The following is a 25,260-nucleotide window of genomic DNA, read 5'->3' on the forward strand; positions in this document are numbered from 1 at the left end:
ATCTCCGATTTGTGACACGTGTCCAAAAATAAAAAAACAGATAGCGCCAACCGAATAGTTGTTCTATCCGATTGGCGCATACTGCTTATCCACTCCGGTATTCAATTCAAAAAATTCGTTCGTTACTAAGGTTAGTATGTAATCAGTTTCTTGCCTGCCTTGAAACTAAGTGGAATGCTGGCCATAATGACAACACCAGCAATGATCGTACTGATAATAAGCTCACTTGCTGAAATTACATTTGCAGCAAGCCCTGTCTTCATAATGAGGCTATCAATCGGAACGATGACCAATAGGCCCGTAAATAAACCTGGCGAATAGCAGCGTTCGATAATCGTCGATATCAAATGCGGGAAGATGATGTTAAAGATCATTCCACCCACATAGCCGAAATACGCATATTTGAACAATGCAACGTCTGGATAAATGATATAGAGGGCTGTAATCAAATAAGCAAATCCGGTTACCCAAAATAAGCCAAACAAAAACTGATCCTGAGTAACGGCTTTATGCATCTTCACCTTCCCAGCTGCGGAAGATTGTCTGGTGAGCCACACTGCTTCTTCTAAGTTATGTATCGTAAATGCGAACAAAAACAAGATAATAATAGAACTATTCATATTGTATTCCTCCTTATTGGAACATTCAAGCAATACCAAGTATTCTTACAAGGAACATCTTATGTTTAATTCAACCCATTCAAGAGAAAATGAACGGTGCATGCAGCAATCTCGTCAACACTCTCTGCATTCTCTTCTTTGACTGTTGTCTCGAACAAGTCATCTAGCGCAGGTACATTTCGAGTGAAAATGAGTGCTCCTATGATAAAGTGCAGCGTCTGCTTCAAGGAAGTGAATTGGAAGCATCCCTTCGCTCTACCCGCCTCCAGTATGTCGCGAAGCTGCTTCCACAATGTGTAGACATAGGCTTGCAATTTCTCCATACGCGGACTTTGCATAATGATCTCCTGCTGCAGCAAGTTAATGAGCTCAGGCTCTGTCTGACGCAGACGAACAAATTCATGTATAAAATGTGAAAAGTCAGCCTCTGGATCCTGCAGCGTATAGATTGCCGTTGCATAATTGGGAATCGACGACTCAAATAGTGCATAAAATACCTTTTCCTTGCCGCCAAAATGGTACGAGACAAGCGCAAGCGCTACTCCCGCCTCTTCGCAAATTTGCCTTACCGATGTTCCTTCGAACCCATTGCGTGCAAACAGCTTCTTCGCCGCGCCAAGAATCTTTGCCTTCACGTCATTTGTGTCTTGAACCATGTCTGTTCTCCTCTCATGTTGTTATTGATGAATAAGTTCTAGGTTGATATTGACACTAGCAGTGAACAAAAAATTGAACATTGAAATTGAGTATAGGAACTGCGAATATGCTGGCCCTATTTATTGAACATTCGTTTTGAACGATCGTTTTGAACAGTTGTTCAAAACTCTATATTCCCATCCTACTCCTCTATAACAACAGTGTCAACCCTAATTAGAAATATGGAGTATCTAAGAATCTGAGCCTCGGAAATCGGACACGATAACGGTATATGCCATTTCAACAAATAGAAGGAGGTACTTCCGTGAGTGATGGTATCAGTATATGGGCACTCAAGAAAATGCCCCTGCAGCAAGTGATTCAATATATAACGCAGCATAGTGCGCCTGAATTTCAAGCGCGAATGATAAGTATGCAGGAAGCAGACTTTGAAGCTCTATCTCCTGAGCAAGCTGAGGATAGACTTCGTGATGCCATATCGGGAATGAGCGAGGAAAAGTATACCGATTATTTGCTGGAGTTAATTGACGAGTAATACCGGATGAAGCACAAGTGACGGCGCTTCAAACACAAAGAAGCATGCCCTCTATAACGAGAGACATGCTTCTTCTATTCATGATGCTAAGACATAGCCTGAACAACAACATGACTGTCAACGTATTGCTTGAATGCTGTAATTTTTCCATCATCAAGCTTCCATACATGTACGAAATCTGCACAAATGGATTTCCCTGTAGCCTTGTATGTTCCGGTATAAACGCCTTCTGTAATTACGATATTTTTCTTCGTAACCTCATGGAAGGTGTGCACAGTGGCGACAAAGCCGTCCCAGTCCGTTCCTAAGCGTTCAAAAACATTACTCTTAATTCTAGCGGCTCCATGGAATGTGCCACCGTACGGATATCCGGCCGCTTCCGTCCATACCGTGCTGTCAGTTAATGCTCCAAACAGAAATTCAGGCCCTTCATAGGTGCGGCGGATGATGTCTACATTTGCTTGCTGACTTTCCATATCCAGCCCTCCCACGAAAACTAACTATTTTAGTACATAATCTTATTTGTGGAACGTTACAACTTCTTCAAACGGCAGGAAGCTGCGTTCACCTGGTTGCTCATTCGGCTCACCGAATGGCATTTGTGCGATCAACGACCACTCTTGCGGAATATCCCATGTACGTTTCACTTCTTCATCTACGATCGGGTTGTAGTGCTGAAGGGAAGCTCCGATACCCTCTGCTTCCAGCGCTGTCCATACTGCATATTGCAGCATTGCACTGCCTTGATGGGACCAGAACGGGAATTGCTCTTTATAGCTAGGAGCATTTTCTTGCATGCTCTGAATCGTTGCTTGGTTCTCGAAGAACAAGACTGTTCCTACACCATCGCGGAAGCCTGCCAGTCTTTGAACGGTTGCATCAAAGTTCTCTGCCGGAACGCGAGCACGCAGCGTTTCTTTCACGATGTCCCAGAACTTCTCATGTTCACCGTCCAACAATACGACCATACGGCCGCTTTGCATGTTGAATGATGTTGGAGCATGCAAGGATGTTTTCAAAATTTCACGGATGCGCTCTTCTGTAATCGCGGGATTTTTAGTTACTTTGCGAACGGAACGGCGGTTGATGATTGCGTCTTTGAATGTTGTCATTGAGGTTTCCTCCATTTATAAATAATGTGATTGGTATACATGATAAACTTAGCAATTTCCATCGAGATCGCACTGCATACCTTCAATCGAGTCAAATGACTGCTTGGAAGCTGCGCGATCAATGGCTTGAGCCAAACGCTCCTTGCTGGCCAGACCTTGAATCACCTGATCGCCGATAATGAATGTCGGTACAGCTGAGATGCGAGCCTCTTCATAAGCATGCTTGATCGCTGCTTGATGAGCTTCCCGATATGTGCGGGATTCGAGCGCTTCGCGGAACGCTGCTGCATCCAAGCCAAGTTCCTCTGCGACCTTCGTCAATACTTCGATCTCCCCAATATTCTGCTCTTCTTGGAAAAAGGCTGTAAACACGCGCTGAATATATTCGTTGCCCTTCCCTTGTTCCTTCGCATATTGATACCCTTCAAATGCTAGGTTGGTGTATGGATGAGGAGATACATGCGGCAGACGCATATCGATGCCGAGCTTCTCTGCTGTTGGCTTAATAAATGCATCCCACGATGCAAGCTTATCAGGTTCATTCCATGGATCGATCTTCGGATATGGTTCGGGACGAAGCTCGAATGGCATCCATTCCACTTCAACGTCCTTCTCCTTTACGATTTCATCCAACGGGCCTTTGCCCAGAAAACAAAACGGACATACAAAATCAGAATAGGCTTTAATCTTCACAGTCATATTCAAGTCCTCGCCTTCCATATCTCAATATGATGTAACAACTGTAGTTACACCGATAACAAAAAAAATAATTCGTTCGATGTAACTATTATAGTTACAACCATAAAGAAAGTCAACTCTTCCTATTTTATCTTCCTTCTCTATTTCGAAATAAAAGACAAAACTGTCTCTGAAAATGTTAATAAATTGAAACTTTACATGATAATTGCTTCCATACAAACAAACATTTTCATAGATTTCGTATATCTGCTCAATCAAATCAGCTAGGAAACGTATAAAATGTATCATATTTTATCGAAAAATGAAGAAATCAGGTGAGACGCTTATGTGGTTCAGAGCAAATGAGAAAGAGCTGCAAGCACTGCTCGAAGGAATTAGCAATATTGTCAAACAAGCAGTGCATGATTCACTGCTTAGCAATCCAAATGAGGATAATCCCATCATCAAAAGACTCAAAGTTGAAGTCAAACAGGAAATGGAAAAACTGAACACGCCACATCCTCCCTCCTCTCCACTTCAGGAAATGATTGAGAGGTATGTGAATCGGAATGTGTCCATAAATACACCGGCTGGAATCGTAGAAGGGATAATCACAGAAGTCGGAAACGATTATGTAGAAATTATGGAATCTGAAGATTTGGTCGTTATTGTGCAGCTGGCCAATGCGATTTCTCTGCAAGCTGGTTAATCTCATGAGAGGAGGTGATGACCATGATGGACAAGCTTAGACCCCTAATCGGTTCTAATCTGCAAGTTGCTACTTCGCTGGAGACTACAACCGGTACGCTCATTTCTGTCGATGATACCAAGCTAACGCTGCGCACATCAAGCATATCTGGGTATGAGAATGGCCAATACGCTGTTTTCCCTTTAAAATCTATCTCTTACATTCGAATTATTTAATTTCATACTGAATTCTGAATTTGGAGTGGTATAAATATGACTTATTCTCGAATTAAAGGACTTGTCAGTGTGGTAATTCCCAATTACAACCGTGCAGCTTATTTGCAGGATTGCCTGAACGGCATCCTGCAGCAGACGTATACAAATTGGGAGATCATCCTGATTGATGATGGCTCGACCGATGATTCCATCCAACAGACACAAGCTTGGCTTCTCGATAATCGCATAAACTTACCCAATCATAATTCGATATTTACAATGGCACTTCCCCGGAATATCGGGTATGCAGGAGCAATGACAATTGGATTCTATATGGCCAAGGGAGAGTACATTGCAATCCAAGACTCCGACGATATCTCCCATTTGCAGCGGCTGGAAAAGCAAATCAATTATCTTGAAGCTCATCATAATATTGAATTGCTAGGCACAAACTATCACGTGTTCGAACATGACCCGAACGAGGTCGTTACAATCCCGAAGTGGCTTCGCTATGGAGAGCATATCCGTACAACCTATCGCAAGGGAGGGCACTGTGTATGTCATGGCACAATCATGATGCGCGGCGCTCTGTTCGATCGTATAGGCGGTCACACAAGACGTGTAAAAGGCGCGGAAGATTATGATTTTATTGCCCGTTCTCTGGATCCTAACCATTTGAATATTGAAAATATCCCTGACGTTCTCTATTACTACCGCAGTCACCCAAAACAACGCTCTCGAAAATATTTTTCAAAAAAGCAGGATCCAACGAATGAATCCTAATCGTATTCGTGTGATGATGGTGATGGACAGCTTAGCCGTCGGGGGTACAGAGACGCATGTGCTTAGCATTGTTAAAGCCCTTAAAAAGCGTGGAATTCACTCGATATACGCCGGGGCCAGCGGCAATATGTATGAGGCTTATGCACGAGCAGGATGTCAAATTCACGCTGTTGATTTATCGCCAGGAACACTTCTTCATTTGCAGAACCACATGCTGCCAAAAATCATCTCCTCATTAAAGCAAATCATGAAAACCCAGAAAATCAACGTCGTTCACGTTCACCAGTCACCGTCTGGCCTATACGCCGCAATGGCAGCAAAAGAGCTAGGAATTCCCGTTGTATTTACCGCTCATGGCACTTATTATCCTGAGGATCAATTGACTAGTATGAATCAATATAGTGACGCTGTCATTAGTGTAAGCCATCCAGTGAAGCAATTCTTGGAGAGCATGAATATTCAATCTGAGCTAATCCCAAATGGAGTAAATCCGGACGAGTTCATCGAAGTGGATTCCTCCTCTTTACGGAGCCGTCTCGGTATACCGGATCATGCAGACACCATCGTGTACGCCAGCAGGTTGTCATGGGACAAGGCTTATGTGTGCACAATGCTCATCTGGGCCGCGAGAAGACTGCGCTTGGAAGGACGTTCTCAACTGAATATCGTCATCGTCGGAGATGGGCATCAATATCACGAAATTCGCGAATTGTCCAAAAGCATTGAATCTGAAATTGGACAACCGTTCATTCACATGGTAGGAAGTCAGAAAAAGGTACGCGATTATCTAAGTCTCGCCGATATTGTCGTCGGCACAGGGAGAGTAGCTTTGGAGGCAATGGCCTGCGGCAAGCCGGTAATCGCTATCGGCAACCATGGTTACTTCGGGCTTGTCACGCCATCAATATATGAACAGGCATGGAAGCAATATTTCGGTGACCATGCTTCTATCTGTAAGCCGTCCGAAGAGTTAATCGCGAATGAACTGCGCGAGGCATTGGCTAATAAAGCATCCTTGCGCAAGACCGGGTTACAGGGCCGTAAGTGGACGTTAGAGCATTTCGATATTCACAAAATCGTGAATCAGTTGGAAGATCTCTATCGACATGTAATCCTGCAAGCCGGCCAAGAGGAGGTGCAACACAAATGAGGAAAATACTATATCTGGGGTGGATTGGCTACAACAATTTCGGGGATGAATGGATGTGGAGCATGTTCCAGAACATGTCTCAGGCATATTTGGAACCGGATAAGTACGAAATTATTCCTTCATTGCCAGGTGTTGATGTGAACGATATCTCCCCTTATGACACCGTAGTGCTAGGCGGTGGTTCTCTTCTTATACCAGGGTATGTTGATATTATGTATCACGCTGCCAAGAAGAACAAAACAACAATTATCTGGGGCAGCGGGCATGATCGACTCAGTCGACTGATGATCAATGATGACCGCTCCTTAAGCCCTGAACCTGCAGCTGATAGTGCCGAATATCGCACAATGCTGCAAGAGGTTATCAGCAACGCATCATATTGCGGCATTCGAGGTCCATGGACTTACGAATACTTGTCCAACAACGGTGTACAAATGGATCGTGTATCCATTAGTGGGGATCCCGCCATGTTGGCCCCGCTCCCTACTTCAGACCATGCAGGTGTGAGACAAACTGGTGAACGCTGGATCGGTCTGAACTGGGGAACGTCTTATAATCGCATCTATGGACGCAATGAATCCGTTGTAGAAGATGAACTTGCCTATGCGGCGCAGCGCTGGATTCGAGAGGGATACAAGATCTACATTTATGTGGTATGGGGACCAGACCGTGAAGCCGCCAAACGTTTGCAGCAAAAAATCGGATTCCCGGACCATGTCGTATTCGATCAAGAGATTCATTCCCTTGACTCCTATTTAAAACTAGTACAAAGATTCGATTTCACTGTCAACCTGAAACTACACGCCAATGTATTGTCCGCTGCTGCAGGAATCCCATTCATCTGCTTGGGCTACCGCTTCAAATCATATGACTTTGTACATTCTATGAGTCTCCCATCTATTATCATACCAACTCATGCCGATTATATGGAGATAGCATTAATAGAAACAGCAAGCTACATTCAAGAAAATCGCGCGTCCCTCGTTAGTCATATGCAGGAGCTTCGAGAACGCGTGAAATTACAGCTTGTTACTCCTTTCGCAGACAAACTGCTGTAAAAGCAAGACGTAACATGTGCATGCAAGAAAGCCCTATGACATCGTCTAGGGCTTTCTTATATGTCCCTGAAATCAGGGGAAACCGTTAGTTTGCAGCATTCCAACTCTCTGCGATCTGAATAAGTTCTTCCTTCGTTAATGGGCTTTGCTTATTCGTAGAAATCCGATATTCAAGCTTCTTCTCTTTTACTTGCCACATCAATACATTCGAATATAGTGCATTGCTCCCTGTCGTATAAAACGCATCTAATCCACTTACACTCACCTTCTCCAGTTTTCCGCCGACAGGAGCAGTAGGTGATTTTTCAATAGTCAGAGGCTGAATTCTTGTCACTGTCAAGAAAATGAAGTCCGAATCCTTCGTATACATGACACCTGCCTCCCCGGCTTCCTTCCAGTTCAGCTTCTTCTGATACTCTTTTTTTCCTTTAGCTTCCTTTTTCATTTGGTCTAGAAGCACCCGATATGCCTCGCTGGAAAAATCAGGGTATGGAGGAGTGATTTCGCTTTTGATAAACTTATAACCTTCAGGCAAGAAAGCTGGCTTCGTAAACTTCGGAGCTTTATACTGAACAGCTTGTTTGAGAAGCTCCTCATAAGTTTCCCCGGTTATCGTTCTGAAACTAAAATTAATGGAGTTATCCTTGCTTGAATACGTAGCATAAAGCTCTCCATCCTTGATGATAAGCTCTCCATTTTGCTTGGCATCTTCCTTTTTCTGTGACTCCTTTTTCTTCGTGGACGCTCCGTTAGCTGCAGAAGCTTCCTTTGTTTCCTTTGTTTCCTTTGCTTCCTTTGCCGTCACCACTTGGCTTATACTCATTGACATCGCAAGAACGGCGCACATGGTAATTAGAAATGATTTTGATTTCATGATTTGTCCATCCCTTTCTTCCCATTGTATTTGATGCCTATAATGGAACCAAATGAACTGACTCACCTGACCCTCACTATGTATAACACTTGGCACAAGTAAAACGGGACGGGAAAGATCAGTTTTTTAATTAAATTAAACGGCCCCTAGGGCCGCTTTCAAACATGCCTATTTCCCTACCATACTTTTCGCAATCTCAATAAACTCGGATTTGGATAGCTTACTTTCCGCTTCATCGGACAAAACATAATAAGAATTTTCCCCCTCCCTCATCCATTCCACTTGATGCTTGAAGCTGGCATTTTTCCCTTTTACATTTTCTTTGTACAGAACTTCCATCCCGTTCAACTTTAATTTGGAAACGGCAATTTCTGAAGTGTTTTGCGAGACCACTCGCGACTGAGTATGGTAAAACCCGATAAACTTTAGTTGATTTCCATTGTAATGGAAGTTCGCTCTTGAACTGCCTACTTCTTTCCAAGCAAGAGGTTTAATAAACAACTTTTGATTTTTTCCTTCTTGTATTGCCTGTTTTGCTTCTTTCTCCAATTGTTCTGCTAATCTTTTTATATCGTCAAATGGATATAAACTCGGAAATACCCATCCTGACTCAAACTTTAGCCCTGTTGGAGCATTTGCTATATCGACGGCAGGCACTCCAGCTTTATCCTTGATCTCCTGCTGCATACGATCATAATTGGTATGCACGACCGGATTATATTCAAAATTAACTCTATTTATTGTAGTCCAATGAGCAAACTGTTCATCTTCAACGTAATACGCAGCCCATTCTCCCGGCTTTAATTGTGCTTTCACCATTTCCCCATATTCCTTTAGTGTCTTATGTATGCGAATATCACCTGGAGTGTAATTCATTTCTCTTGTCTCAACAACGACATCTCCTTTGGAATTGATGATTTGAATAATTTTAGATGCCGCATATCCCGAGATAGAGGTTAACGCAACAATGATGGAGGTAAGAATTATGATCGTCTTTCTGCGCAATCTTGCTTTTGAACGATTCATGGATTTCCTATGTATGTGTAAACTATCAATGCGCTGCATAACGGGTTCGCGAATATCGATCATCAATTCAGTATCAAGTTCTCGCTCATATCGTCTTATTTCTTCATCTTCGAAAATAGATCTGATTCGCCCCATCGAACCCGCCCCCCTTCTTCAGTCATGAAATGCTGCAATTTGATTTTAGTACGTCCAAACCGTTTCTTCACTGTCTCCGTGCTTTTGTTCAGAATCTCACCGATCTCTGCAAAGGACTTTTCCTCAAATACGCGAAGAACTAATAAGTTCCGTTCCTCCACGCTAAGTTGCTTCAATGCGGAATGAAGCGGCTCATCAAATAATGACTTCCCGACGGTGTCTTCAGCACTCTCCGTTGTCGACTCTTGTGTAAACCACCATTTGAATTTTTGTTGGATGTTGCGCTTGCGAATTAGATTGAGGCAATAATGGTAAGCAATCTTATATAGCCAAGAAGAGAACAATACATTTGGCTTATACAAGTGAATTTTCTCGTAGGCTCTCACGAATATGTCCTGAACAGCATCTTCTGCTTCATGATTGTTTCCTAGCAGACGTGAGCAGTATCGAAATAACGGGTTTTGGTAGGTATTAATGATATGGATATACTCTTCGATTTGGCCTGCCTGCACCTGTTCAACAAACCCTTCAACAGACTCCATTCCAACTTTCCCCTCCTTCCCTCACCTATACAACACTTAAACTCACACAAAAGGGACATTGCCTAATAAAAAAGTTGCACCGCCTTCTGATCAGCAGTACAACTTTGATGGTAAGATTATGAAGCTGTGTTCCTGTTATTTGCGAAGCAGTCCCTCCGTTACACATTCAAGCAGCAGTTCCTTGACCTGATCGAACTTACCTCCAATTTCCTCTCTGTGCAATGACAGCAGCATAACCGAGCGCAGTAAACCGATAATGACTTCTGGGTCTTTATCAATAATGACCTGCTTCTCCTGCCACTGCTTAATCAGCTCGGCACCAGCTCGATTGTCAGCTTGAATATGTTCTTCCAACTTATCTTTAGGCAATTTTCTAATCAGCAATTCGTATTCGTCTCGTTGTTGAACTCGTTTCAGGAACGGATTTGTCTCCAGCATCTCAAATGACAAGTCGAACAGGCCCTTCAGCAGTTCCTTCGGAGATCGTTCACTGTTCAGCATTTCTCGAATCTTCTGATCCTTGAACGATTCTTCTTCTTGCATGATGGTATAATACAGTTCTTCCTTCGACTGGAAAAAGGCATAAAATGATCCCTTCGCGATGCCGCATGCCTTTACAATTTCATCAACACTCGTTTTTTTCAGTCCATATTGAGTGAACAGTTCCTTGCCTGTGGACATTAGGCATGTACGAACCGCTTCTCTTTCCATCTCACTAAACTTCGGAATAATGTCTCTCTCCTTTACTTCAGGCAGCGATATACCGCCTGGCGCACCGCATTCTCACGCGGATTATTGTCCATATACCCGCCTATCTCATTTAACCCGTAGGCATAACCCAGCTCATAGTCTGGGTCTGCATAGCAGAAGGAACCTCCGGCTCCCGGATGTCCGTATGCCCGGTGGCTGCTGCCGAACGTATGCCCTTCAATGGGCTTCCAGAATCCGACGGAATAAGCCAGCTTGGTTCGATTCACATGGTCATAGGCCCCTGATAATGGCAGCTCCGGTGGAGCCTCTAGTGTTCGAAGTACCGATTTGGACAACTTCAGCTTCTTGCCACCCGCAGCAAATTCACCATATATGGCAGCCATTGCGCGGACCTCGCCAATTCCATTGCCGGATGGAAATTCGATCGCCAGCATCTCACGACGGTTGAAGTTCTCATTCGCAACTAGCCGCTTCGGATCAACCATGCTCCGCGCTGTTAACGAGCGAGGGTTGAGGAACCCCAGCAGCATGGAGAAGGGAATCTCATGAATATGCTTCAAGATTTGAGCTGGGCTGTTAATGCCTCTCACCTGAGCCAGTCTTGCATCTGGCACCGAAGCAGGCAGACCAATATAGAATTCCGCATCAAGCGAACTCGCAATCTCCTCGTGGAAAAAACGGCCCAAGCTTCTTCCTCTTGGGTCTACTCGGCGTATAAGCTCACCGATATACCAACCAACTGTCCAAGCGTGGTAGCCATGCTTCACGCCTGGTGTCCATTCCGGCCTTGCGTTCGCAAGCTTATTGGCAACTTGAGCCGTATCTAAATCTGCAAACTTCTCCAATTGTAATGTATCTACCGTGCTCAGTCCAGCTTGATGCGACAACAACTGCCTAACTGTGATGCGTTCTTTGCCATGAACGGCGAATTCGGGCCAATAGGCACTGACTTGCTCATCATAATCGAGCAGCCCCCGTGATACCGCAAGTGCCCCTGCCAGAGCTGCGAAGCCCTTCGTGCTTGAAAATACCGGTACCATCGTATGTTCTTGCCATAATGTTCCGCTATAAGGGTCTGATACCCCGCCCCATAAATCTACAACCTTCTTGCCCTGTACATATACAGCACATGCTGCACCCGTTTCTTTGCGCTTTGTAAAGTTCCGTACGAACTCCTCTTCAACTTCTTCAAATCCTGCTGCCACCCAACCTTGTACATGAACCTGTGTCATTTGCTTCACGCTCCTATGTATGCTGCCAATAAACTTTCATTCATATGACTATTTTAGTTTGTTTAGTCATATAAACAATAACGCATCTTATTCCATTTGTATATAGACAAAAAAATAGACAGCTATCGGAGTCGGCGAACTGCCCAACTTCCTACGCTGTCTATCCTTCTGTGCGTCTGTACAGACTATAAAATCCCTACAGTAATTCATCCATTTGCTATCTGTACTCACTGGCTTTACTGGCTTTACTGGCTTTGCTGTCTATAATATCAATGTCTACGCTGGGGCAAAGCCCTTCTGGCTTATATGAAGTTGATCGGGAGCAAACACGCGGCTGAACCGATCATACACGAGCTGATATGCATCTGGCTCGTACCATTCTTCTAAACCGAGCTCCTCGTACAATCTGAATATTCCCAATTGTCTTGTTCTAGCTCCCCCGCTGCCATCACCCATTACGAAATCATCGATACAAATTCGATTCGTCAGACCTGCCAGCTTCTGTGGAAACGCCTCACTGCTTGGAAGAATGGGAGCGATCGTGGCCTGTGTCGGAATACCTGCCTGACGCAATTGTTCCAAAGCTCTCAATCTAGCCGCAATTGGCGGCGCCCCAGGCGTGAAATGCTTGCGAATCTCTTCTCTATCGGTCTCAATCGTCATACTTACGCGCACCTTGTCCTTCATCTGTTGCAGCAGATCGATATCCCGCTGAACAAGTGGGCTGCGTGTTTGTACCAAAAGGAAATCAGGCTGCTCATCAGCCATAACCTCCAGCAGCGAGCGCGTTACCTGTTCCTTATATTCGATCGGCTGATAGGGATCAGTACTCGATGACATGAAGATGGTGACATTGCCCTTCGTCTTCGCTCTCCTCAGTTCTTTACGCAGCACCACTGCCGCCTGCTGTTTAATATCGATCCAGCTGCCCCATTCTGCCTTGCGGAACTTAGCCACTGGCATTTGTCGCACATAACAATAAGAGCAGGCGAAAGAGCACCCGGTATATGGGTTCAGTGTATGGGAATAGTCGGCTAGGAATCCGGAACCTTTGTTCAGCAGCGTTTTCGGTGTAGTAAATTGCAAGTCAATCATTCGCCTCACTCCTCCCTTCGCCAGCGATCAATCTTTATCAACCTTCTACGTCATGACTTGTTCGCAGGCCGTTGTTCAACGTGCAGAAGACGCCTCTTCATCTCAAGCCCACCTCGATAGCCCGTTATAGAACCATCCTTCCCAATGACACGATGGCAGGGCACCGTAATCAGAATAGGATTCGCCCCGATTGCACTGCCAACGGCTCGCGCAGCCTTGGGCTTCTTTACCTGTTCTGCGATTTCAGAATAAGTTCGAGTTTCACCGTAGGGGATTGCACACAGTGCTTCCCATACTTCACATTGGAACGGAGTTCCCTGTATATCCAGCGGCACAGCGAATTCCGCACGATGCCCTGCCAAATATTCCGCTACTTCCGTAACATATGGACGCATACGTTCATCAGCACGTACTAGACCAGCAGCCGGATAGTGCCGCTCTGCCCATTGTCTAAGCTGTTCAAATGATTCATTCTGCCCACCAATATAACATACACCGCGTTCTGAAGCAGCAATATGCAGATGCCATGCATCATTTTGCAACAATGACCAATATATATTGAGGTTCTCAGTTCCCATGATTGTTCTCTCCTCCGCTTATCTCATCCTGATCGATATTCCATTCGCGCATCCGATAGGCTGCCGGTGTATGTCCGGTCATTTTTTTGAACAAGGTGATAAAATACGGGGTATTCGAAAGCCCTACTGTTTGTGCTATGTCCGCAACAGGATACTTGGAATGAATGAGTAGATGCTTGGCATGATGCATGCGCGTACGCTGAACATATTCCATCGGAGATACCCCCATTATCCGCTTAAATGTACGTTGCAAGTGATAAGGACTACCGTGACAAAATTCGGCGAGTGCTTGAAGCGTCAATGACTCCGCGTAACGACTGTGAATGCATTGAACGATCTGCAGAACCCATTCCTGATCCGGCATGCGCTCTCCTGATGGTTTGCACCGTTTGCACGGGCGAAATCCAGCCTTCTGTGCATGTTCCGCATTCTGAAATATACATATGTTCGCTCTAATTGGAGGTCTTGACTTGCATGAGGGTCTGCAGAAGATCCCTGTTGTCTTCACTGCATAGATGAAGTGGTGATCGTAGGATGAATCATTCCCTAAGATGGCCTGCCACTGTTCATCTGTCGCTATACCTAGCATGATGGTTGGCTTCCCCCCATCTTCAGACAAGCCTGTGAACCGAATAGGTTCGTTCCTCTCTGGCATAGAACTTCACCTCCTCTTCCAGTATAACCTGATAGACGGGGCTATGTACGCGAATAGGAATGGAAACGCAATATTTCGAAATCCATGTGATTCGGAAGTATGATACAACTATAATAGGAGATATTTCTCGTGCAGGGAGGGATAACATGACGATGGAACACAAGGAAAATCGGACGCGTTTGGAGGTTCCTAAGGAATTCAATTTCAACGAGAATCTGAACTACTTATCTCGTACGACCAATGAATGTCTATATGAGATACAACAACACAAGGTATGTAAGGCAATTCCTCTTGAACATAGTTCGCCAATCGTAGAAATTAGCGCCAATGAAGATCAATCTCTGAACATTGTCTATCTTGGAAATACGGTTCCTCGTAATCCGGAGGAACATCGTGCTGTCGAACATTACGTTCGAGATTGGTTCGACCTAGACACTGACTTGGCACCCTTTTACGCTCTGGCCCAGAACGATCCCTTGCTTCAACATGCTGTCCAGTCATTCTCTGGATTGCGAATCATTGGCATCCCTGACCTATTTGAAGCGATGAGCTGGGGAATTATTGGCCAGCAGATTAATCTTGCGTTTGCGTATACGTTGAAGCGGAGACTAGTCGAACATTTTGGCAAGCGAATTACATATGATGGGAACACCTACTGGATCTATCCTACTGCCCACGATATCGCTTCTCTAGCCGTCCAAGATCTGCAGCAATTGCGCATGACCGAACGAAAATGCGAGTACCTAATCCATACTGCACAGCTAATTGCCGATAAGCGATTGTCAAAAGAAATGCTGCTCGCGGCCGGCGACTTCAAGCAAGCCGAACAGATGTTGACGCAAATACGTGGAATCGGTCCATGGACGGCCAATTACGTACTCATGCGCTGCTTGCGAATGCCGTCTGCATTTCCGATTGATGATGTCGGACTTCATAATGCCATTCGCCATCGCCTCGGCTCCGACAGAAAGCCGACGAGGAGCGAATTGCGAGAGATGTCCGAGAAGTGGAGCGGCTGGGAAGCTTATGCGACATTTTACCTCTGGAGATATCTCTACTAATCCACAAACGATCCTATACAGCGGCAAGGATTATGGCATTAACACCAAATAGACCCGCCTTGCGTTCGAAGCAGGGCGGGTTTCCCATTCCTTATTTCTTGTATACAATTTTCTTGATGCTATCTACAGATAGGCAATATTGTTCAGATAACTGATCAATCGATGCCCCTTCACGGAAATAGTGCCGAATCTTCTCATTTCTAACTTGGAGCTCTCTTCGAATCCCAGAGTTTTCGCCCCATTTTTTACGAGATCCTTGCGGTGCTGGAATGTATATGAATTCACCACAGACGTATTTCTGTATTTCTAATAGCAGATGTTCTGGCAAGCATTCATTCGCCTTCATATATTTCATGATCCCTTCGCTCCTTAAAAAATTGGTCTCTTTTAAGGGAGCAAAGCCTACATTATAAACGTAAATTCACCATGAAAGTCAAAATGAAAGTGAACGGTTAAGCGATGTAACTCCACACAAGCAACCGTTCATGTCCATAATATAGACTTTGCATGGAGTAGTTCTAAGTCGATACGCATGTATAACAAACGATCCCCTCATTTCGTTATCTAGTAAAGTTTGAATATAACCAATTGTACCAGTATATCCCTTTACAATCAACGGAATGGCATCGTTTCCCCCTTTCTTACCTCTAAAGTGTATGAGCTGATGAAATGAAATTTAAATTTTGAAATTTACATAGTATTACATTGACATTTCAAACCTTCTATCCTATTATTCATACTAATCCTATCAGATTTAATATTTAACAACCGGTTGATTACGATTTCGTTAGGAGATTTTATTTAATTTTAATCCCGATTTATTCAATGTGTATTATGTGATTTTAAATGAACAGGAGACAAAAGAATAATGGCTGTGCTGAAACGCTTATTCGCCATGCTGGTCACACTATGGATCATTGTTACGCTGACCTTCGTGATCATGCACATGATCCCAGGTGATCCATTCGCTTCAGATTCGAAGACGCTGCCAGAGTCCGTATTGGATAACATGAGGGCAAGGTATAACCTGGATAAGCCTTTGCCTACACAGTACTTATTGTATTTGAAGAGCCTGCTCACCCTGGACTTAGGGCCATCGATCCAATCCAAGACTACGGATGTTAACACATTGATTGCCCGCGGATTTCTACCATCAGCGATACTCGGCATTCAATCGATGCTGCTTGCAATCGTGGTCGGAATCGGTCTAGGCACGGTTGCCGCCCTTCATCATAACCGCGCGCTGGATTTTGCAGCGATGATGATTGCGATGCTCGGTATCTCGATTCCCAGCTTCATCTTGGCACCATTGCTTATTAAGTACATGTCGGTGAAATGGGGTCTTCTACCCGTCGCTGCATGGGGAACATGGAAGCATACGGTTCTTCCCTCACTCGCGCTTGCAGTTACGCCGATCGCGATCATTGCCCGCTTCGTTCGAACGAGCATGTTGGAAGTACTGCAACAGGAATACATACATACAGCAGAAGCCAAGGGTCTGCCTACTTGGAAAATTGTGATTCGTCATGGATTGCGAAATTCCTTAATTCCTGTACTTTCCTTCATGGGCCCCCTGTTCGCATCCGTCCTCACAGGCACGTTTGTGGTGGAGAAGATCTTTGCGATCCCTGGTATCGGAAAATACTTCGTCGATAGTATTTTCAATCGGGACTATCCCGTCATTATGGGCACAACGATTTTTTACAGCGTCGTATTGGTCGTTACGTTATTTTTAATCGACATGTCTTACCGGATCGTTGATCCGCGAATTAAACTTGCTAGCAAAGGAGATTAGCATGAAAGCTTCATCAGCCGAATTGGATCATCTGTTCCATCCCATCGAACGCAGCCACCAAGCAGAGCATCAGCTCGCAACTCGCAGCGTTCCATTGTGGCAGGACAGATTGCGCAAGCTATCGCGCAACAAGCTCGCCGTACTCGGACTCGTGCTGCTGCTGGTCATTATTTTGCTCGCCGCGATTGGTCCATCGCTCGTTCCCTATTCTTCGAGCGCTCAATCGTTAACAGCTACGAACCTCCCCCCTTCCGGAGAACATTGGTTTGGAACTGACGATTTGGGACGCGATGTGTGGGCGCGAACTTGGGCAGGAGCACGTATCTCGCTTACGATCGGATTCGCAGCAGCGGCAATTGATCTTGTCGTCGGCATTTTAGTAGGTGGCATTTCAGGATATATGGCAGGTCGCGGCAGGCTCGGTGATCGCGTTGATAATGTGTTGATGCGCATTGTTGAAATTTTATACAGCATCCCTTACTTGCTCGTGATCATTTTGCTTCTTGTCGTTATGAAGCCAGGAATTTTCACCATGATTATCGCCCTATCTATAACAGGCTGGGTTGGAATGGCGCGTGTTGTACGTGGACAGATTCTACAGCTTAAGCAGCAAGAGTATGTACTTGCAGCGCATAAGCTTGGCACATCTCATGCTGGCATAATCTTTAAGCATCTGCTCCCGAATGCTGCGGGCATCATTATCGTCAACTTAACGTTTACAATTCCGGCGGCAATTTTCTCTGAATCATTTCTAAGTTTTCTCGGTCTAGGTGTACAAGCACCTGATGCCAGCTGGGGCACAATGGCCAACGATTCACTTGGCGTCATATTAAGCGGCCAATGGTGGCGACTGTTCTTCCCAGGATTGATGATTTCGCTCACCATGTTCGCTTTCAACGCATTTGGAGATGGATTGCAGGATGCCCTTGATCCACGATCACAACAATAAGGAGGTGCACTCATGAAGCATTTGCTCGAAGTTCAACAATTGCATATTGTATTCCAATCAAGAAATAGAGAGCTTCAAGCCGTGCGAGACGTGTCCTTCCATATTGATGAACGGGAAACACTCGCAATCGTCGGCGAGAGCGGCAGCGGCAAAAGCATAACCGCTCGAACCATTATGGGAATGCTCCCTGCTCCACATGCGAAGCTGAAGAGTGGAGACATTCATTTTCAAGGCCAAGACATCACTTCACTCTCTCGCTCTCAGATGAGGAAACTAAGGGGTTCCGAGATTGGTATGGTCTTTCAAGATCCGATGTCATCCTTGAATCCAACGATGAAGATCGGTACGCAGATCAGTGAAGGTTTGCGACAGCATCAGAAGCTTACCAGAACCGATGCACGAACGAGAACGATACAATTGCTGCAGCTCGTAGGCATTCCAGATGCGGAACGAAGATACAGTCAATACCCGCATGAATTTAGTGGAGGAATGCGGCAGCGTGTATCCATCGCTATTGCACTCGCCTGCAATCCCAAGCTGCTGATAGCGGATGAGCCTACGACCGCACTGGATGTCACGATTCAAGCCCAAATTCTTGACATGCTGACAACGCTGCAAGAACAGATGGGAAGCTCAATTCTGCTCATTACCCATGATCTCGGTGTCGTGGCTGAGGTCGCGCATCGCGTTGCAGTCATGTATGCCGGAATGATTGTGGAAACAGGAACAGTCGAAGATATCTTCGAGCGTCCGAAGCATCCATATACATGGGGCTTGCTTCAGTCCACGCCGAAGCTGGATACCTCCGAGGATGAACGGCTGACACCGATTGAAGGTTCTCCTCCAGAGTTATCCGAACCGATCACTGGCTGTCCCTTCGCGAAGAGATGTCCTTATACCATGCAGGTCTGCCTGCAGCATCTGCCGGACACCCATTCGTTCACAGATCAGCATAGCGCTCGCTGCTGGCTGAATGATCCCCGATCTCCAATCGGACACGGGACAGGCCCTGCAAGGAGGAATGAATATGTCGAAGCCTATTCTTGAGCTCCATCAACTGCATAAGCATTTTCGGACAGGTTCGAATCACAGCGTGAAATCAGTTGACGGAATCAGCTTATCCATCCTTCCCGGCGAGACGGTTGGCCTTGTTGGTGAGAGCGGCAGCGGCAAGTCAACATTAGGCAGAGTCGCTGTAGGCCTGCTGGAGCCTACAGCTGGAAAGGTGGTGTTCAATGGCAAGGAATTGGCTAGCGCACGTGGCCTGGAACGTCGTGAGCTGAATCGGAGCATGCAAATGATCTTTCAAGACCCGCATGCATCACTTAACCCTCGACTGCGTGTTGGCGACATTATTGCCGAAGGAATCGACGCACATCGCTTGGCAAGGGGCAAGGCCCGCAAAGAGCGCATTGCTGAGCTGCTTGAGAAAGTTGGGCTTCACCCGGATCATGCACTTCGCTTCCCGCACGAATTCAGCGGCGGGCAAAGACAGCGTATCGGCATCGCCCGCGCATTGGCCGTGAATCCGCAATTTATCGTCGCTGATGAACCGATCTCTGCACTCGATGTATCGATACAGGCGCAAATTGTAAATCTGATGAAGGATTTGCAAATCGAACAAGGCTTAAGTTATTTATTCATTGCCCATGACCTGGCGATGGTCAAACATATTAGTGATCGAATCGGCGTGATGTATTTAGGGAAAATGATGGAGCTGGCTGATCGAAGCTCATTATTCGCCAATCCGCTTCATCCATATACGCAGGCCTTATTGTCAGCAATTCCAACAACGAACCCTTCAAATAAGAGGCTTCGTGAACGTATTGTACTGCATGGCGATCCGCCAAGCCCGCTATCTCCGCCTACCGGATGTCCGTTCCATAGCAGATGTCCAGCAGCAACGGAGCTATGCGCAACTCAAATGCCGGAAGGCAAGCAAGTGTACAGCAATCACTGGGTTGCCTGCCACTTGTATTAAGAAGATCTATTACATATGAAGCTTTTTATTGGAGGAACGAGCATGAAAAAATGGAACCTAATGTTAGCAATTCTTATTTTAACCGCAACTGCCTTAACCGGATGCTCTGGAAGCAATAGCGGGACAGCGAAGGAATCATCTGCTGCCGGTACAGAATCCAGCGACAAGATTCCGCAAGTGATCACAACGAATCTATCGGGCGGCGAACCGTATACCCTAGATCCAGCTCTCGCTTCAGATACAACATCTTATTTTATTATCGATAACCTTTATGAAGGCCTCTACACATATGACAAAGCCGGCAAAATCGTAGAAGGTGCTGCAAGCAAAGTCGATGTATCTGCTGACGCCAAGACGTATACATTCACGATTCGCGATAATGCGAAGTGGTCGAACGGTGATCCTGTTACCGCACAAGATTTTGAATACGCTTGGAAACGGGTGCTGAATCCGAAGACAGCAGCGTACGACCCTTCCTCACTGTACTACATTAAAGGTGCAGAAGAGTACAACACAGGCAAAGGAAGCGCAGATGACGTAGGCGTTAAAGCCAAAGATGATCATACGTTGATCGTTGAATTGAAGGCACCGCTCGGTATCTTCCCGATTATCTCGATGGGACATGCGTATTTACCGGTTCGATCTACGGTCGTAGACAAAGACGAGAAATGGGCAGCTGAAGCGAGCACAATCGTCGGCAACGGCCCTTACACTTCGAAGGAATGGAAGCATAACGAAGTGATTACACTTGCAAAGAGCGATCATTACTGGAACAAAGACGCCATTTCGATGGATACCATCCATTTCAAAATGGTGCAAGATGCAACAACCTATTATCAAATGTACAAAACCGGCGACCTTGATTTGATTACAGCACTGCCAATCGACACACTGGATCAAGAGAAAGAAAATAAAGAATACTTGGCTCATCCTACGTTCAGTGTCTATACGTATTCGTTCAATGTAAATGAAAAACCATTTACGAATCCAAAAATTCGTCAAGCATTCTCCTATGCGATCGATCGCGAGACGCTGACGAAGAATGTAACGAAGGCAGGCGAACAGGCTGCTTACGGCTATGTGCCATACGGCATCAAGAACCCATCGGGCAATGACTTCCGTGATGATGCAGCTAAGTATTACGAGTTCAATCCTCAAAAAGCAAAAGAATTGCTCGCTGCAGGCTTGAAGGAAGAAGGATTGTCCGCTCTGCCGCCTGTTACATTCAAATTGAATTCTGCTGATAAGCACAAAAAAGTGGCTGAAGCATTGCAGGCAATGTTCAAAGAAAATCTCGGCGTTGAAGTGAAGCTCGAAGCACAAGAATGGAAAACGTATATTGATACGTTTAAGCAGAAGAACTTCCAAGTTGCACGTATGGGATGGGAAGGAATCTTCCTTGATCCGCTTGGCGTACTTGTTCACTATCAATCTTCGAACTCGAACAACTTCACAAATTGGAACAATAAACAGTATGATGACCTGATTGCAAAATCTACGTACGAGTTGGATCCTAACAAACGGGTTGAAATCCTCCAGCAAGCTGAAAAAGTATTGATGGAAGACTTGCCAATCATGCCGATCTTGTTCTCCGTGGATACAGCACTTGTAAGTCCAAAAGTAACAGGCATCGTGTTCGATGTTCGTTCTAATCCAGATCTGCGCTTCGCAAAGCGTGTTGAGCAATAATCATGTTGGCACGATACGCGGTATCGTCGATTATCGTCGTGGCCATCGTGTACATCATTAGTGCTCCCCCATTCGGGCTTATGAGTGATCGAATTGATGTAGGCAGTGTGAACAGATGCTTTCTGTATGGACTGATTCTATTGATTATTGGTGCATTCGCTTATGTTATGCGTACTGGATTTTTGAATCCAATTGTACGTGGAGCTTCTTCACTAGGCTCCATGTTCACAGCGACATCGAAAGCACTGCGCGAGGAAGATAGACATCTTCAAGCCGACACTTCACTTCAGCACTGGAAGTTGACAGTTAGCCGCAAGCTGAGCGCATATGCGCTTGGCTGTGGCAGCGGCATGTTAATCGGCGCGATTATCCTACAAATTCAATATTTCTAACCATGTGGCGCTATCAGGCTATCCCCTATTCTCAATAGGAGATAGCCTGTGCTTTACTACTTCATAAGCATTGGATGATTCCCGTCTGTACGGCTGATGCGATACGATTCTCTTAATCCTACTATTTTTCTAGTGATTACGCATAATAATGTGATATCCGTTATATTCATGCAGAAAATGCAAGCTTTTAGTCAAAAAATAGCTCTAATGGGGCTTGCAAAATAGCGTCCTGCACTATAAAGTGTTTATGCATCCTATATATGGGAATCACACGAATATTAAGGAGGATTGATTAATGATTGATTTTTTACGGAAAAATGTGTGGGCAGCAGCACTATTGTTGGCCCTCCGGCTTTATGTAGGCTACACCTGGGTTTCAGCCGGATTACACAAAATGACTGGTGGAGGCTTTGATGCAAGCGGATTTTTGAAAGGTGCTCTAGCAAAGGCTTCTGGCGAGAATCCTATTGTTCAGAGTTGGTGGGCGTCATTCCTCGAACATGTCGCAATCCCGAATGCCCAACTATTCAGCCTCGTGGTTCAATGGGGAGAACTTCTTGTCGGTATCGGCCTGATCGTAGGCGGGTTAACGAGAACTGCAGCATTTTTCGGCATTGTAATGAATATGTCATTTCTACTAAGTGGTTCTATCAGCGCCAATCCTATCATGATTATCCTTACGTTGTTCATTCTCGTCGCCTATACCAATGCAGGCCGCTTCGGAGTGGACCAACTGTTGTTCCGCAGACTGAAATTGACTCGCAGCCATTCACCTCAAAGCAGCACTTCAACCTCAGTAACCTCGTGAGTAACACAACTGCTCATCAACACGCTCACAATGGTAAACAACATAGCTCGATCACTATTGTTCTTTTTTTAGTCCTGCAAGTTATAGCGTATTTATTTTATTGACTATACAATTACAATTGTCAGCGTGACTCCCCAACCGCCTTTATTTAATCGCTTTAAATACACTCGATGTTGTCATCGTATCCAGCATTTCTTATTTACCTATACCTCATCAAAACATAAGCTTCCAATCAGTCTCCATCAATAAGGTATGTAATATTCACCTCTGTTTTCGCATATCTCCCATTTTATTTTGGTTCATCCTGTGCTAGGCTGAATGCACCGTAAACCATCCTTCTAACGGTTCCTGTCATTGAGCTGCTGCGAGAGAACACTTCTTAATAAGTGATTTCTTAGCGGCTCTATGGCAGCTAACCCATGATCGCAGTACAATATAGATGTCTAGATGGAAAATCAATGCAATGGGAGAGGATACTTTGATTGCAAATTCTATTGCCAGACTCGAAGCTGCCTTGAATACGGTGCCTGAACAGTTTCAAGCGCTGCAAGAGGAAGTCTATCAACCGCGTACACCAGGAAAATGGTCTCGCCTGCAAATTCTCGGACATCTATGTGATTCAGCAATCAACAATGTATCACGATTTATCCAGCTTCAGCAGAGTGGAATCGCCAATGTTTCGGCAGATCCACCAAGTATCACTCCATATAATCAGAACCATTGGGTTGATGCGCAGCAGTACAACAACGCGCCTATTGAAGACGTAATCAGATTATGGTGCAGCTTTAATCAAGCCGTCCTTCGAGTGATCACACATCTCTCTCAACCAAGCCTTGATGTGCGCTGCAAACTCCCTGACGGACAAATCGTGACCTTGGAATGGTTGATTCAAGACTACGTGGCGCATATGGAGCATCACCTGCACCAAATTTTCAGCAAGAGATCTTGCCTTCCAGTTCATAAATTAAAATGAAAAAAGGACGGTTAACATACCGTCCTGTCCTTTTTAGATCTATAACTTTGTGAGCACCACATCACTTGGTACCTACCCGCTTAGCCAGCTCAGTCAGATCATGCCCTTTCAACGCTCCTTCAACCAATTCTGGCAGCAAGCTTGGTGTACAAGCGAAACATGGTGTTCCATCCCGCGCTAGAATCTTAGCAAGATTCTCATCATAGAAGGGCTGGCCTTGATCAGATAGCGCGAGCAGGCACATCGTCCTTACCCCTGCTTCCCTTAGCTCCTTCATCCGGCGAATGAGCGCTCCACGATTGCCGCCTTCATACAAGTCGGACACAATGATGAACAATGTCTTCTTCGGCTCCGATATGTACTGCTCACAGTACGCCACCGATTTGTTAATATCCGTTCCGCCGCCCAATTGAATCCCGAACAGCATGTCAACCGGATCATTAGCACACTGTTCTGTAAGATCAACCACTTCGGTATCGAATACGACAACCCGTGTGTCCAACGACGGAATCGATGCAAATATTGACCCAATAACAGACGCCCATATTACGGAGTCCGCCATCGATCCGCTCTGATCGATATCTACGATGACCGTCCATTCTTTATTGCGCTGTGCGCGGTCGAAGAAATAGAACCGCTCCGGAATGATCTGTTTCCGCTCCATATCATAATGCTTCAGGTTGCGCGAAATGGTTCTCTTCCAATCGATACCGCTTACAGACGGAAGTGGAGAATGCTGTCTTCGATTTAGCGCCCCCGTAACCGCTCGACGTATATCATTTTCTAGCAGCTTCACGAGATCATCCACAACCGCCTGTACAAGCATGCGTGCCGTATCCTTAGTCTTCTCAGGGATTTTGCCCTTCAATGATAGCAACGTGCCCACTAATTGAATATCTGGCTTTACTTGTGCCAGAACCTCCGGTTCAAACAGCAGCTGCTTCCATCCTTTTCGCTCCATCGCATCATGCTGAATGATCGATACGACATCTTCAGGGAAGAAGGAACGCACATCTCCAAGCCATTTCGATAAGCGAGGTGCTGATTTGCCTAGTCCTGCGCCCTTGCCGCCAGCAGATGAGCCGGATCCACCTTGTGAATCAGTCGTCTCGTCATAGATTGCAGCTAATGCTTGATCCATGATCTGTTCTTCTTCCGACAGATGGGTACAACCATTCATGGAATAGCTGGACAGCTGCGCCTCCGCTGGCTGGCCGAGGATGAGCCGCCAACGTGTAAGTGCTTGTGATTCAGCGAATGTGCTCATG

At 45.4% G+C, this 25,260-nt stretch carries 30 protein-coding genes; 15 read left to right on the forward strand and 15 right to left on the reverse strand.

The features are described from left to right. Positions 1-131: 131 nt before the first annotated feature. Together BP95_RS0103940 and BP95_RS0103945 are read right to left on the reverse strand one after the other, a co-directional pair. Positions 132-620, reverse strand: coding sequence for an HXXEE domain-containing protein (locus BP95_RS0103940; RefSeq protein WP_021253583.1), 489 nt, complete (start codon positions 618-620; stop codon positions 132-134). A 65-nt stretch (positions 621-685) separates the two neighbouring features. After that, positions 686-1,276, reverse strand: coding sequence for a TetR/AcrR family transcriptional regulator (locus BP95_RS0103945; protein WP_021253584.1), 591 nt, complete (start codon positions 1,274-1,276; stop codon positions 686-688). A 305-nt stretch (positions 1,277-1,581) separates the two neighbouring features. On the opposite strand from BP95_RS0103945, the gene BP95_RS0103950 reads away from it, so the two are divergent. Further along, complete coding sequence (locus BP95_RS0103950) at positions 1,582-1,812, forward strand: hypothetical protein (RefSeq protein ID WP_021253585.1); 231 nt, start codon at positions 1,582-1,584, stop codon at positions 1,810-1,812. Positions 1,813-1,898: 86 nt separating this feature from the next. Here BP95_RS0103950 and BP95_RS0103955 read toward each other — a convergent pair whose 3' ends face one another. The 3 genes from BP95_RS0103955 to BP95_RS0103965 are packed head-to-tail and all read right to left on the reverse strand — an operon-like array spanning position 1,899 to position 3,623. Further along, positions 1,899-2,288 (reverse strand): nuclear transport factor 2 family protein, encoded by a 390-nt coding sequence (locus tag BP95_RS0103955; protein WP_021253586.1) that lies wholly within the window; start codon positions 2,286-2,288, stop codon positions 1,899-1,901. 42 nt (positions 2,289-2,330) lie between these two features. Next, a complete protein-coding gene (locus BP95_RS0103960) occupies positions 2,331-2,924 on the reverse strand; it encodes a nitroreductase family protein (protein ID WP_090513749.1) in 594 nt (197 codons plus the stop codon). 48 nt (positions 2,925-2,972) lie between these two features. Next, complete coding sequence (locus BP95_RS0103965) at positions 2,973-3,623, reverse strand: DsbA family oxidoreductase (protein WP_028531455.1); 651 nt, start codon at positions 3,621-3,623, stop codon at positions 2,973-2,975. Positions 3,624-3,948: 325 nt separating this feature from the next. On the opposite strand from BP95_RS0103965, the gene BP95_RS0103970 reads away from it, so the two are divergent. The 5 genes from BP95_RS0103970 to BP95_RS0103990 are packed head-to-tail and all read left to right on the forward strand — an operon-like array spanning position 3,949 to position 7,496. After that, a complete protein-coding gene (locus BP95_RS0103970; RefSeq protein ID WP_021253589.1) occupies positions 3,949-4,311 on the forward strand; it encodes a DUF2642 domain-containing protein in 363 nt (120 codons plus the stop codon). A gap of 23 nt (positions 4,312-4,334) precedes the next feature. Next, positions 4,335-4,526 (forward strand): hypothetical protein, encoded by a 192-nt coding sequence (locus tag BP95_RS0103975; RefSeq protein WP_021253590.1) that lies wholly within the window; start codon positions 4,335-4,337, stop codon positions 4,524-4,526. Between the two features lie 36 nt (positions 4,527-4,562). Beyond that, positions 4,563-5,288 carry a glycosyltransferase family 2 protein gene (locus BP95_RS0103980; RefSeq protein ID WP_028531456.1) on the forward strand — a complete coding sequence of 242 codons (726 nt, stop codon included), beginning with the start codon at positions 4,563-4,565 and terminating at the stop codon, positions 5,286-5,288. Continuing rightward, the gene (locus BP95_RS0103985) at positions 5,278-6,438 is read left to right on the forward strand and encodes a glycosyltransferase (protein WP_028531457.1); all 1,161 of its coding nucleotides are present in this window, start codon (positions 5,278-5,280) and stop codon (positions 6,436-6,438) included. Before BP95_RS0103980 ends, BP95_RS0103985 begins: the two co-directional genes overlap by 11 nt. Then, the gene (locus tag BP95_RS0103990; protein WP_021253593.1) at positions 6,435-7,496 is read left to right on the forward strand and encodes a polysaccharide pyruvyl transferase family protein; all 1,062 of its coding nucleotides are present in this window, start codon (positions 6,435-6,437) and stop codon (positions 7,494-7,496) included. Before BP95_RS0103985 ends, BP95_RS0103990 begins: the two co-directional genes overlap by 4 nt. An 85-nt stretch (positions 7,497-7,581) precedes the next feature. Here the strand turns inward: BP95_RS0103990 and BP95_RS29485 are convergent, their stop codons facing one another. From BP95_RS29485 to BP95_RS0104030, 8 genes are all read right to left on the reverse strand, one after another. After that, entirely contained in the window at positions 7,582-8,370 is a 789-nt protein-coding gene (locus BP95_RS29485; RefSeq protein ID WP_155987187.1) for a hypothetical protein, read from the reverse strand. 168 nt (positions 8,371-8,538) lie between these two features. Then, on the reverse strand, positions 8,539-9,531 hold the full coding sequence (locus BP95_RS0104000; protein ID WP_028531458.1) for a DUF4367 domain-containing protein: 993 nt from the start codon (positions 9,529-9,531) through the stop codon (positions 8,539-8,541). Next, the gene (locus tag BP95_RS0104005; protein WP_021253596.1) at positions 9,492-10,073 is read right to left on the reverse strand and encodes an RNA polymerase sigma factor; all 582 of its coding nucleotides are present in this window, start codon (positions 10,071-10,073) and stop codon (positions 9,492-9,494) included. The genes BP95_RS0104000 and BP95_RS0104005 overlap by 40 nt, the downstream gene beginning before the upstream one ends. Before the next feature lie 135 nt (positions 10,074-10,208). Continuing rightward, entirely contained in the window at positions 10,209-10,784 is a 576-nt protein-coding gene (locus BP95_RS0104010; protein ID WP_231515036.1) for a TetR/AcrR family transcriptional regulator, read from the reverse strand. A 32-nt stretch (positions 10,785-10,816) separates the two neighbouring features. Then, positions 10,817-12,016 carry an EstA family serine hydrolase gene (locus BP95_RS0104015; protein WP_021253598.1) on the reverse strand — a complete coding sequence of 400 codons (1,200 nt, stop codon included), beginning with the start codon at positions 12,014-12,016 and terminating at the stop codon, positions 10,817-10,819. A 276-nt stretch (positions 12,017-12,292) separates the two neighbouring features. Continuing rightward, the gene (locus BP95_RS0104020) at positions 12,293-13,111 is read right to left on the reverse strand and encodes an SPL family radical SAM protein (protein ID WP_021253599.1); all 819 of its coding nucleotides are present in this window, start codon (positions 13,109-13,111) and stop codon (positions 12,293-12,295) included. Between the two features lie 50 nt (positions 13,112-13,161). Further along, entirely contained in the window at positions 13,162-13,689 is a 528-nt protein-coding gene (locus tag BP95_RS0104025) for a methylated-DNA--[protein]-cysteine S-methyltransferase (RefSeq protein ID WP_021253600.1), read from the reverse strand. Next, positions 13,679-14,278 carry a bifunctional transcriptional activator/DNA repair enzyme AdaA gene (locus tag BP95_RS0104030; protein WP_028531460.1) on the reverse strand — a complete coding sequence of 200 codons (600 nt, stop codon included), beginning with the start codon at positions 14,276-14,278 and terminating at the stop codon, positions 13,679-13,681. Before BP95_RS0104030 ends, BP95_RS0104025 begins: the two co-directional genes overlap by 11 nt. Positions 14,279-14,490: 212 nt before the next feature. Here BP95_RS0104030 and BP95_RS0104035 point away from each other — a divergent pair, with 212 nt between their 5' ends. Beyond that, complete coding sequence (locus tag BP95_RS0104035) at positions 14,491-15,405, forward strand: DNA-3-methyladenine glycosylase family protein (protein ID WP_021253602.1); 915 nt, start codon at positions 14,491-14,493, stop codon at positions 15,403-15,405. A 91-nt stretch (positions 15,406-15,496) separates the two neighbouring features. Here the strand turns inward: BP95_RS0104035 and BP95_RS0104040 are convergent, their stop codons facing one another. Then, on the reverse strand, positions 15,497-15,760 hold the full coding sequence (locus tag BP95_RS0104040; RefSeq protein WP_021253603.1) for a CD3324 family protein: 264 nt from the start codon (positions 15,758-15,760) through the stop codon (positions 15,497-15,499). Between the two features lie 513 nt (positions 15,761-16,273). On the opposite strand from BP95_RS0104040, the gene BP95_RS0104045 reads away from it, so the two are divergent. The 8 genes from BP95_RS0104045 to BP95_RS0104080 all read left to right on the forward strand — a co-directional run bounded on the left by BP95_RS0104045 (position 16,274) and on the right by BP95_RS0104080 (position 23,992). After that, a complete protein-coding gene (locus tag BP95_RS0104045; RefSeq protein WP_021253604.1) occupies positions 16,274-17,200 on the forward strand; it encodes an ABC transporter permease in 927 nt (308 codons plus the stop codon). Position 17,201: 1 nt separating this feature from the next. Next, positions 17,202-18,149, forward strand: a complete 948-nt coding sequence (locus BP95_RS0104050) for an ABC transporter permease (RefSeq protein ID WP_021253605.1) — start codon at positions 17,202-17,204, stop codon at positions 18,147-18,149. 12 nt (positions 18,150-18,161) lie between these two features. After that, positions 18,162-19,196: an ABC transporter ATP-binding protein gene (locus tag BP95_RS29490; protein ID WP_021253606.1), complete on the forward strand. Its 1,035-nt coding sequence runs from the start codon at positions 18,162-18,164 to the stop codon at positions 19,194-19,196. After that, positions 19,177-20,130, forward strand: a complete 954-nt coding sequence (locus BP95_RS0104060; RefSeq protein ID WP_021253607.1) for an ABC transporter ATP-binding protein — start codon at positions 19,177-19,179, stop codon at positions 20,128-20,130. Before BP95_RS29490 ends, BP95_RS0104060 begins: the two co-directional genes overlap by 20 nt. 42 nt (positions 20,131-20,172) lie before the next feature. Next, the gene (locus BP95_RS0104065; protein ID WP_028531461.1) at positions 20,173-21,819 is read left to right on the forward strand and encodes a peptide ABC transporter substrate-binding protein; all 1,647 of its coding nucleotides are present in this window, start codon (positions 20,173-20,175) and stop codon (positions 21,817-21,819) included. A 2-nt stretch (positions 21,820-21,821) separates the two neighbouring features. After that, positions 21,822-22,211 (forward strand): DUF3899 domain-containing protein, encoded by a 390-nt coding sequence (locus BP95_RS0104070; protein ID WP_021253609.1) that lies wholly within the window; start codon positions 21,822-21,824, stop codon positions 22,209-22,211. 295 nt (positions 22,212-22,506) lie between these two features. After that, the gene (locus BP95_RS0104075) at positions 22,507-23,019 is read left to right on the forward strand and encodes a DoxX family protein (RefSeq protein ID WP_028531462.1); all 513 of its coding nucleotides are present in this window, start codon (positions 22,507-22,509) and stop codon (positions 23,017-23,019) included. Positions 23,020-23,497: 478 nt separating this feature from the next. Next, entirely contained in the window at positions 23,498-23,992 is a 495-nt protein-coding gene (locus BP95_RS0104080; protein WP_028531463.1) for a DinB family protein, read from the forward strand. A 61-nt stretch (positions 23,993-24,053) separates the two neighbouring features. Here the strand turns inward: BP95_RS0104080 and BP95_RS0104085 are convergent, their stop codons facing one another. Continuing rightward, entirely contained in the window at positions 24,054-25,259 is a 1,206-nt protein-coding gene (locus BP95_RS0104085; RefSeq protein ID WP_021253612.1) for a VWA domain-containing protein, read from the reverse strand. Between the last annotated feature and the right edge of the window lies 1 nt (position 25,260).

This window comes from Paenibacillus sp. UNC217MF (assembly GCF_000686865.1).
In the GTDB taxonomy this organism is placed as follows: Bacteria; Bacillota; Bacilli; order Paenibacillales; family Paenibacillaceae; genus Paenibacillus_B; species Paenibacillus_B suaedae.

Bases quoted from the DNA above. Each gene is read 5' to 3' on its own strand.
- BP95_RS0103940 (WP_021253583.1), bottom strand. From the start codon at position 620: ATGAATAGTTCTATTATTATCTTGTTTTTGTTCGCATTTACGATACAT.
- BP95_RS0103945 (WP_021253584.1), bottom strand. From the start codon at position 1,276: ATGGTTCAAGACACAAATGACGTGAAGGCAAAGATTCTTGGCGCGGCG.
- BP95_RS0103955 (WP_021253586.1), bottom strand. From the start codon at position 2,288: ATGGAAAGTCAGCAAGCAAATGTAGACATCATCCGCCGCACCTATGAA.
- BP95_RS0103960 (WP_090513749.1), bottom strand. From the start codon at position 2,924: ATGACAACATTCAAAGACGCAATCATCAACCGCCGTTCCGTTCGCAAA.
- BP95_RS0103965 (WP_028531455.1), bottom strand. From the start codon at position 3,623: ATGACTGTGAAGATTAAAGCCTATTCTGATTTTGTATGTCCGTTTTGT.
- BP95_RS0103970 (WP_021253589.1), top strand. From the start codon at position 3,949: ATGTGGTTCAGAGCAAATGAGAAAGAGCTGCAAGCACTGCTCGAAGGA.
- BP95_RS0103975 (WP_021253590.1), top strand. From the start codon at position 4,335: ATGATGGACAAGCTTAGACCCCTAATCGGTTCTAATCTGCAAGTTGCT.
- BP95_RS0103980 (WP_028531456.1), top strand. From the start codon at position 4,563: ATGACTTATTCTCGAATTAAAGGACTTGTCAGTGTGGTAATTCCCAAT.
- BP95_RS0103985 (WP_028531457.1), top strand. From the start codon at position 5,278: ATGAATCCTAATCGTATTCGTGTGATGATGGTGATGGACAGCTTAGCC.
- BP95_RS0103990 (WP_021253593.1), top strand. From the start codon at position 6,435: ATGAGGAAAATACTATATCTGGGGTGGATTGGCTACAACAATTTCGGG.
- BP95_RS29485 (WP_155987187.1), bottom strand. From the start codon at position 8,370: ATGAAATCAAAATCATTTCTAATTACCATGTGCGCCGTTCTTGCGATG.
- BP95_RS0104000 (WP_028531458.1), bottom strand. From the start codon at position 9,531: ATGGGGCGAATCAGATCTATTTTCGAAGATGAAGAAATAAGACGATAT.
- BP95_RS0104005 (WP_021253596.1), bottom strand. From the start codon at position 10,073: ATGGAGTCTGTTGAAGGGTTTGTTGAACAGGTGCAGGCAGGCCAAATC.
- BP95_RS0104010 (WP_231515036.1), bottom strand. From the start codon at position 10,784: ATGGAAAGAGAAGCGGTTCGTACATGCCTAATGTCCACAGGCAAGGAA.
- BP95_RS0104015 (WP_021253598.1), bottom strand. From the start codon at position 12,016: ATGACACAGGTTCATGTACAAGGTTGGGTGGCAGCAGGATTTGAAGAA.
- BP95_RS0104020 (WP_021253599.1), bottom strand. From the start codon at position 13,111: ATGATTGACTTGCAATTTACTACACCGAAAACGCTGCTGAACAAAGGT.
- BP95_RS0104025 (WP_021253600.1), bottom strand. From the start codon at position 13,689: ATGGGAACTGAGAACCTCAATATATATTGGTCATTGTTGCAAAATGAT.
- BP95_RS0104030 (WP_028531460.1), bottom strand. From the start codon at position 14,278: ATGCTAGGTATAGCGACAGATGAACAGTGGCAGGCCATCTTAGGGAAT.
- BP95_RS0104035 (WP_021253602.1), top strand. From the start codon at position 14,491: ATGACGATGGAACACAAGGAAAATCGGACGCGTTTGGAGGTTCCTAAG.
- BP95_RS0104040 (WP_021253603.1), bottom strand. From the start codon at position 15,760: ATGAAATATATGAAGGCGAATGAATGCTTGCCAGAACATCTGCTATTA.
- BP95_RS0104045 (WP_021253604.1), top strand. From the start codon at position 16,274: ATGGCTGTGCTGAAACGCTTATTCGCCATGCTGGTCACACTATGGATC.
- BP95_RS0104050 (WP_021253605.1), top strand. From the start codon at position 17,202: ATGAAAGCTTCATCAGCCGAATTGGATCATCTGTTCCATCCCATCGAA.
- BP95_RS29490 (WP_021253606.1), top strand. From the start codon at position 18,162: ATGAAGCATTTGCTCGAAGTTCAACAATTGCATATTGTATTCCAATCA.
- BP95_RS0104060 (WP_021253607.1), top strand. From the start codon at position 19,177: ATGTCGAAGCCTATTCTTGAGCTCCATCAACTGCATAAGCATTTTCGG.
- BP95_RS0104065 (WP_028531461.1), top strand. From the start codon at position 20,173: ATGAAAAAATGGAACCTAATGTTAGCAATTCTTATTTTAACCGCAACT.
- BP95_RS0104070 (WP_021253609.1), top strand. From the start codon at position 21,822: ATGTTGGCACGATACGCGGTATCGTCGATTATCGTCGTGGCCATCGTG.
- BP95_RS0104075 (WP_028531462.1), top strand. From the start codon at position 22,507: ATGATTGATTTTTTACGGAAAAATGTGTGGGCAGCAGCACTATTGTTG.
- BP95_RS0104085 (WP_021253612.1), bottom strand. From the start codon at position 25,259: ATGAGCACATTCGCTGAATCACAAGCACTTACACGTTGGCGGCTCATC.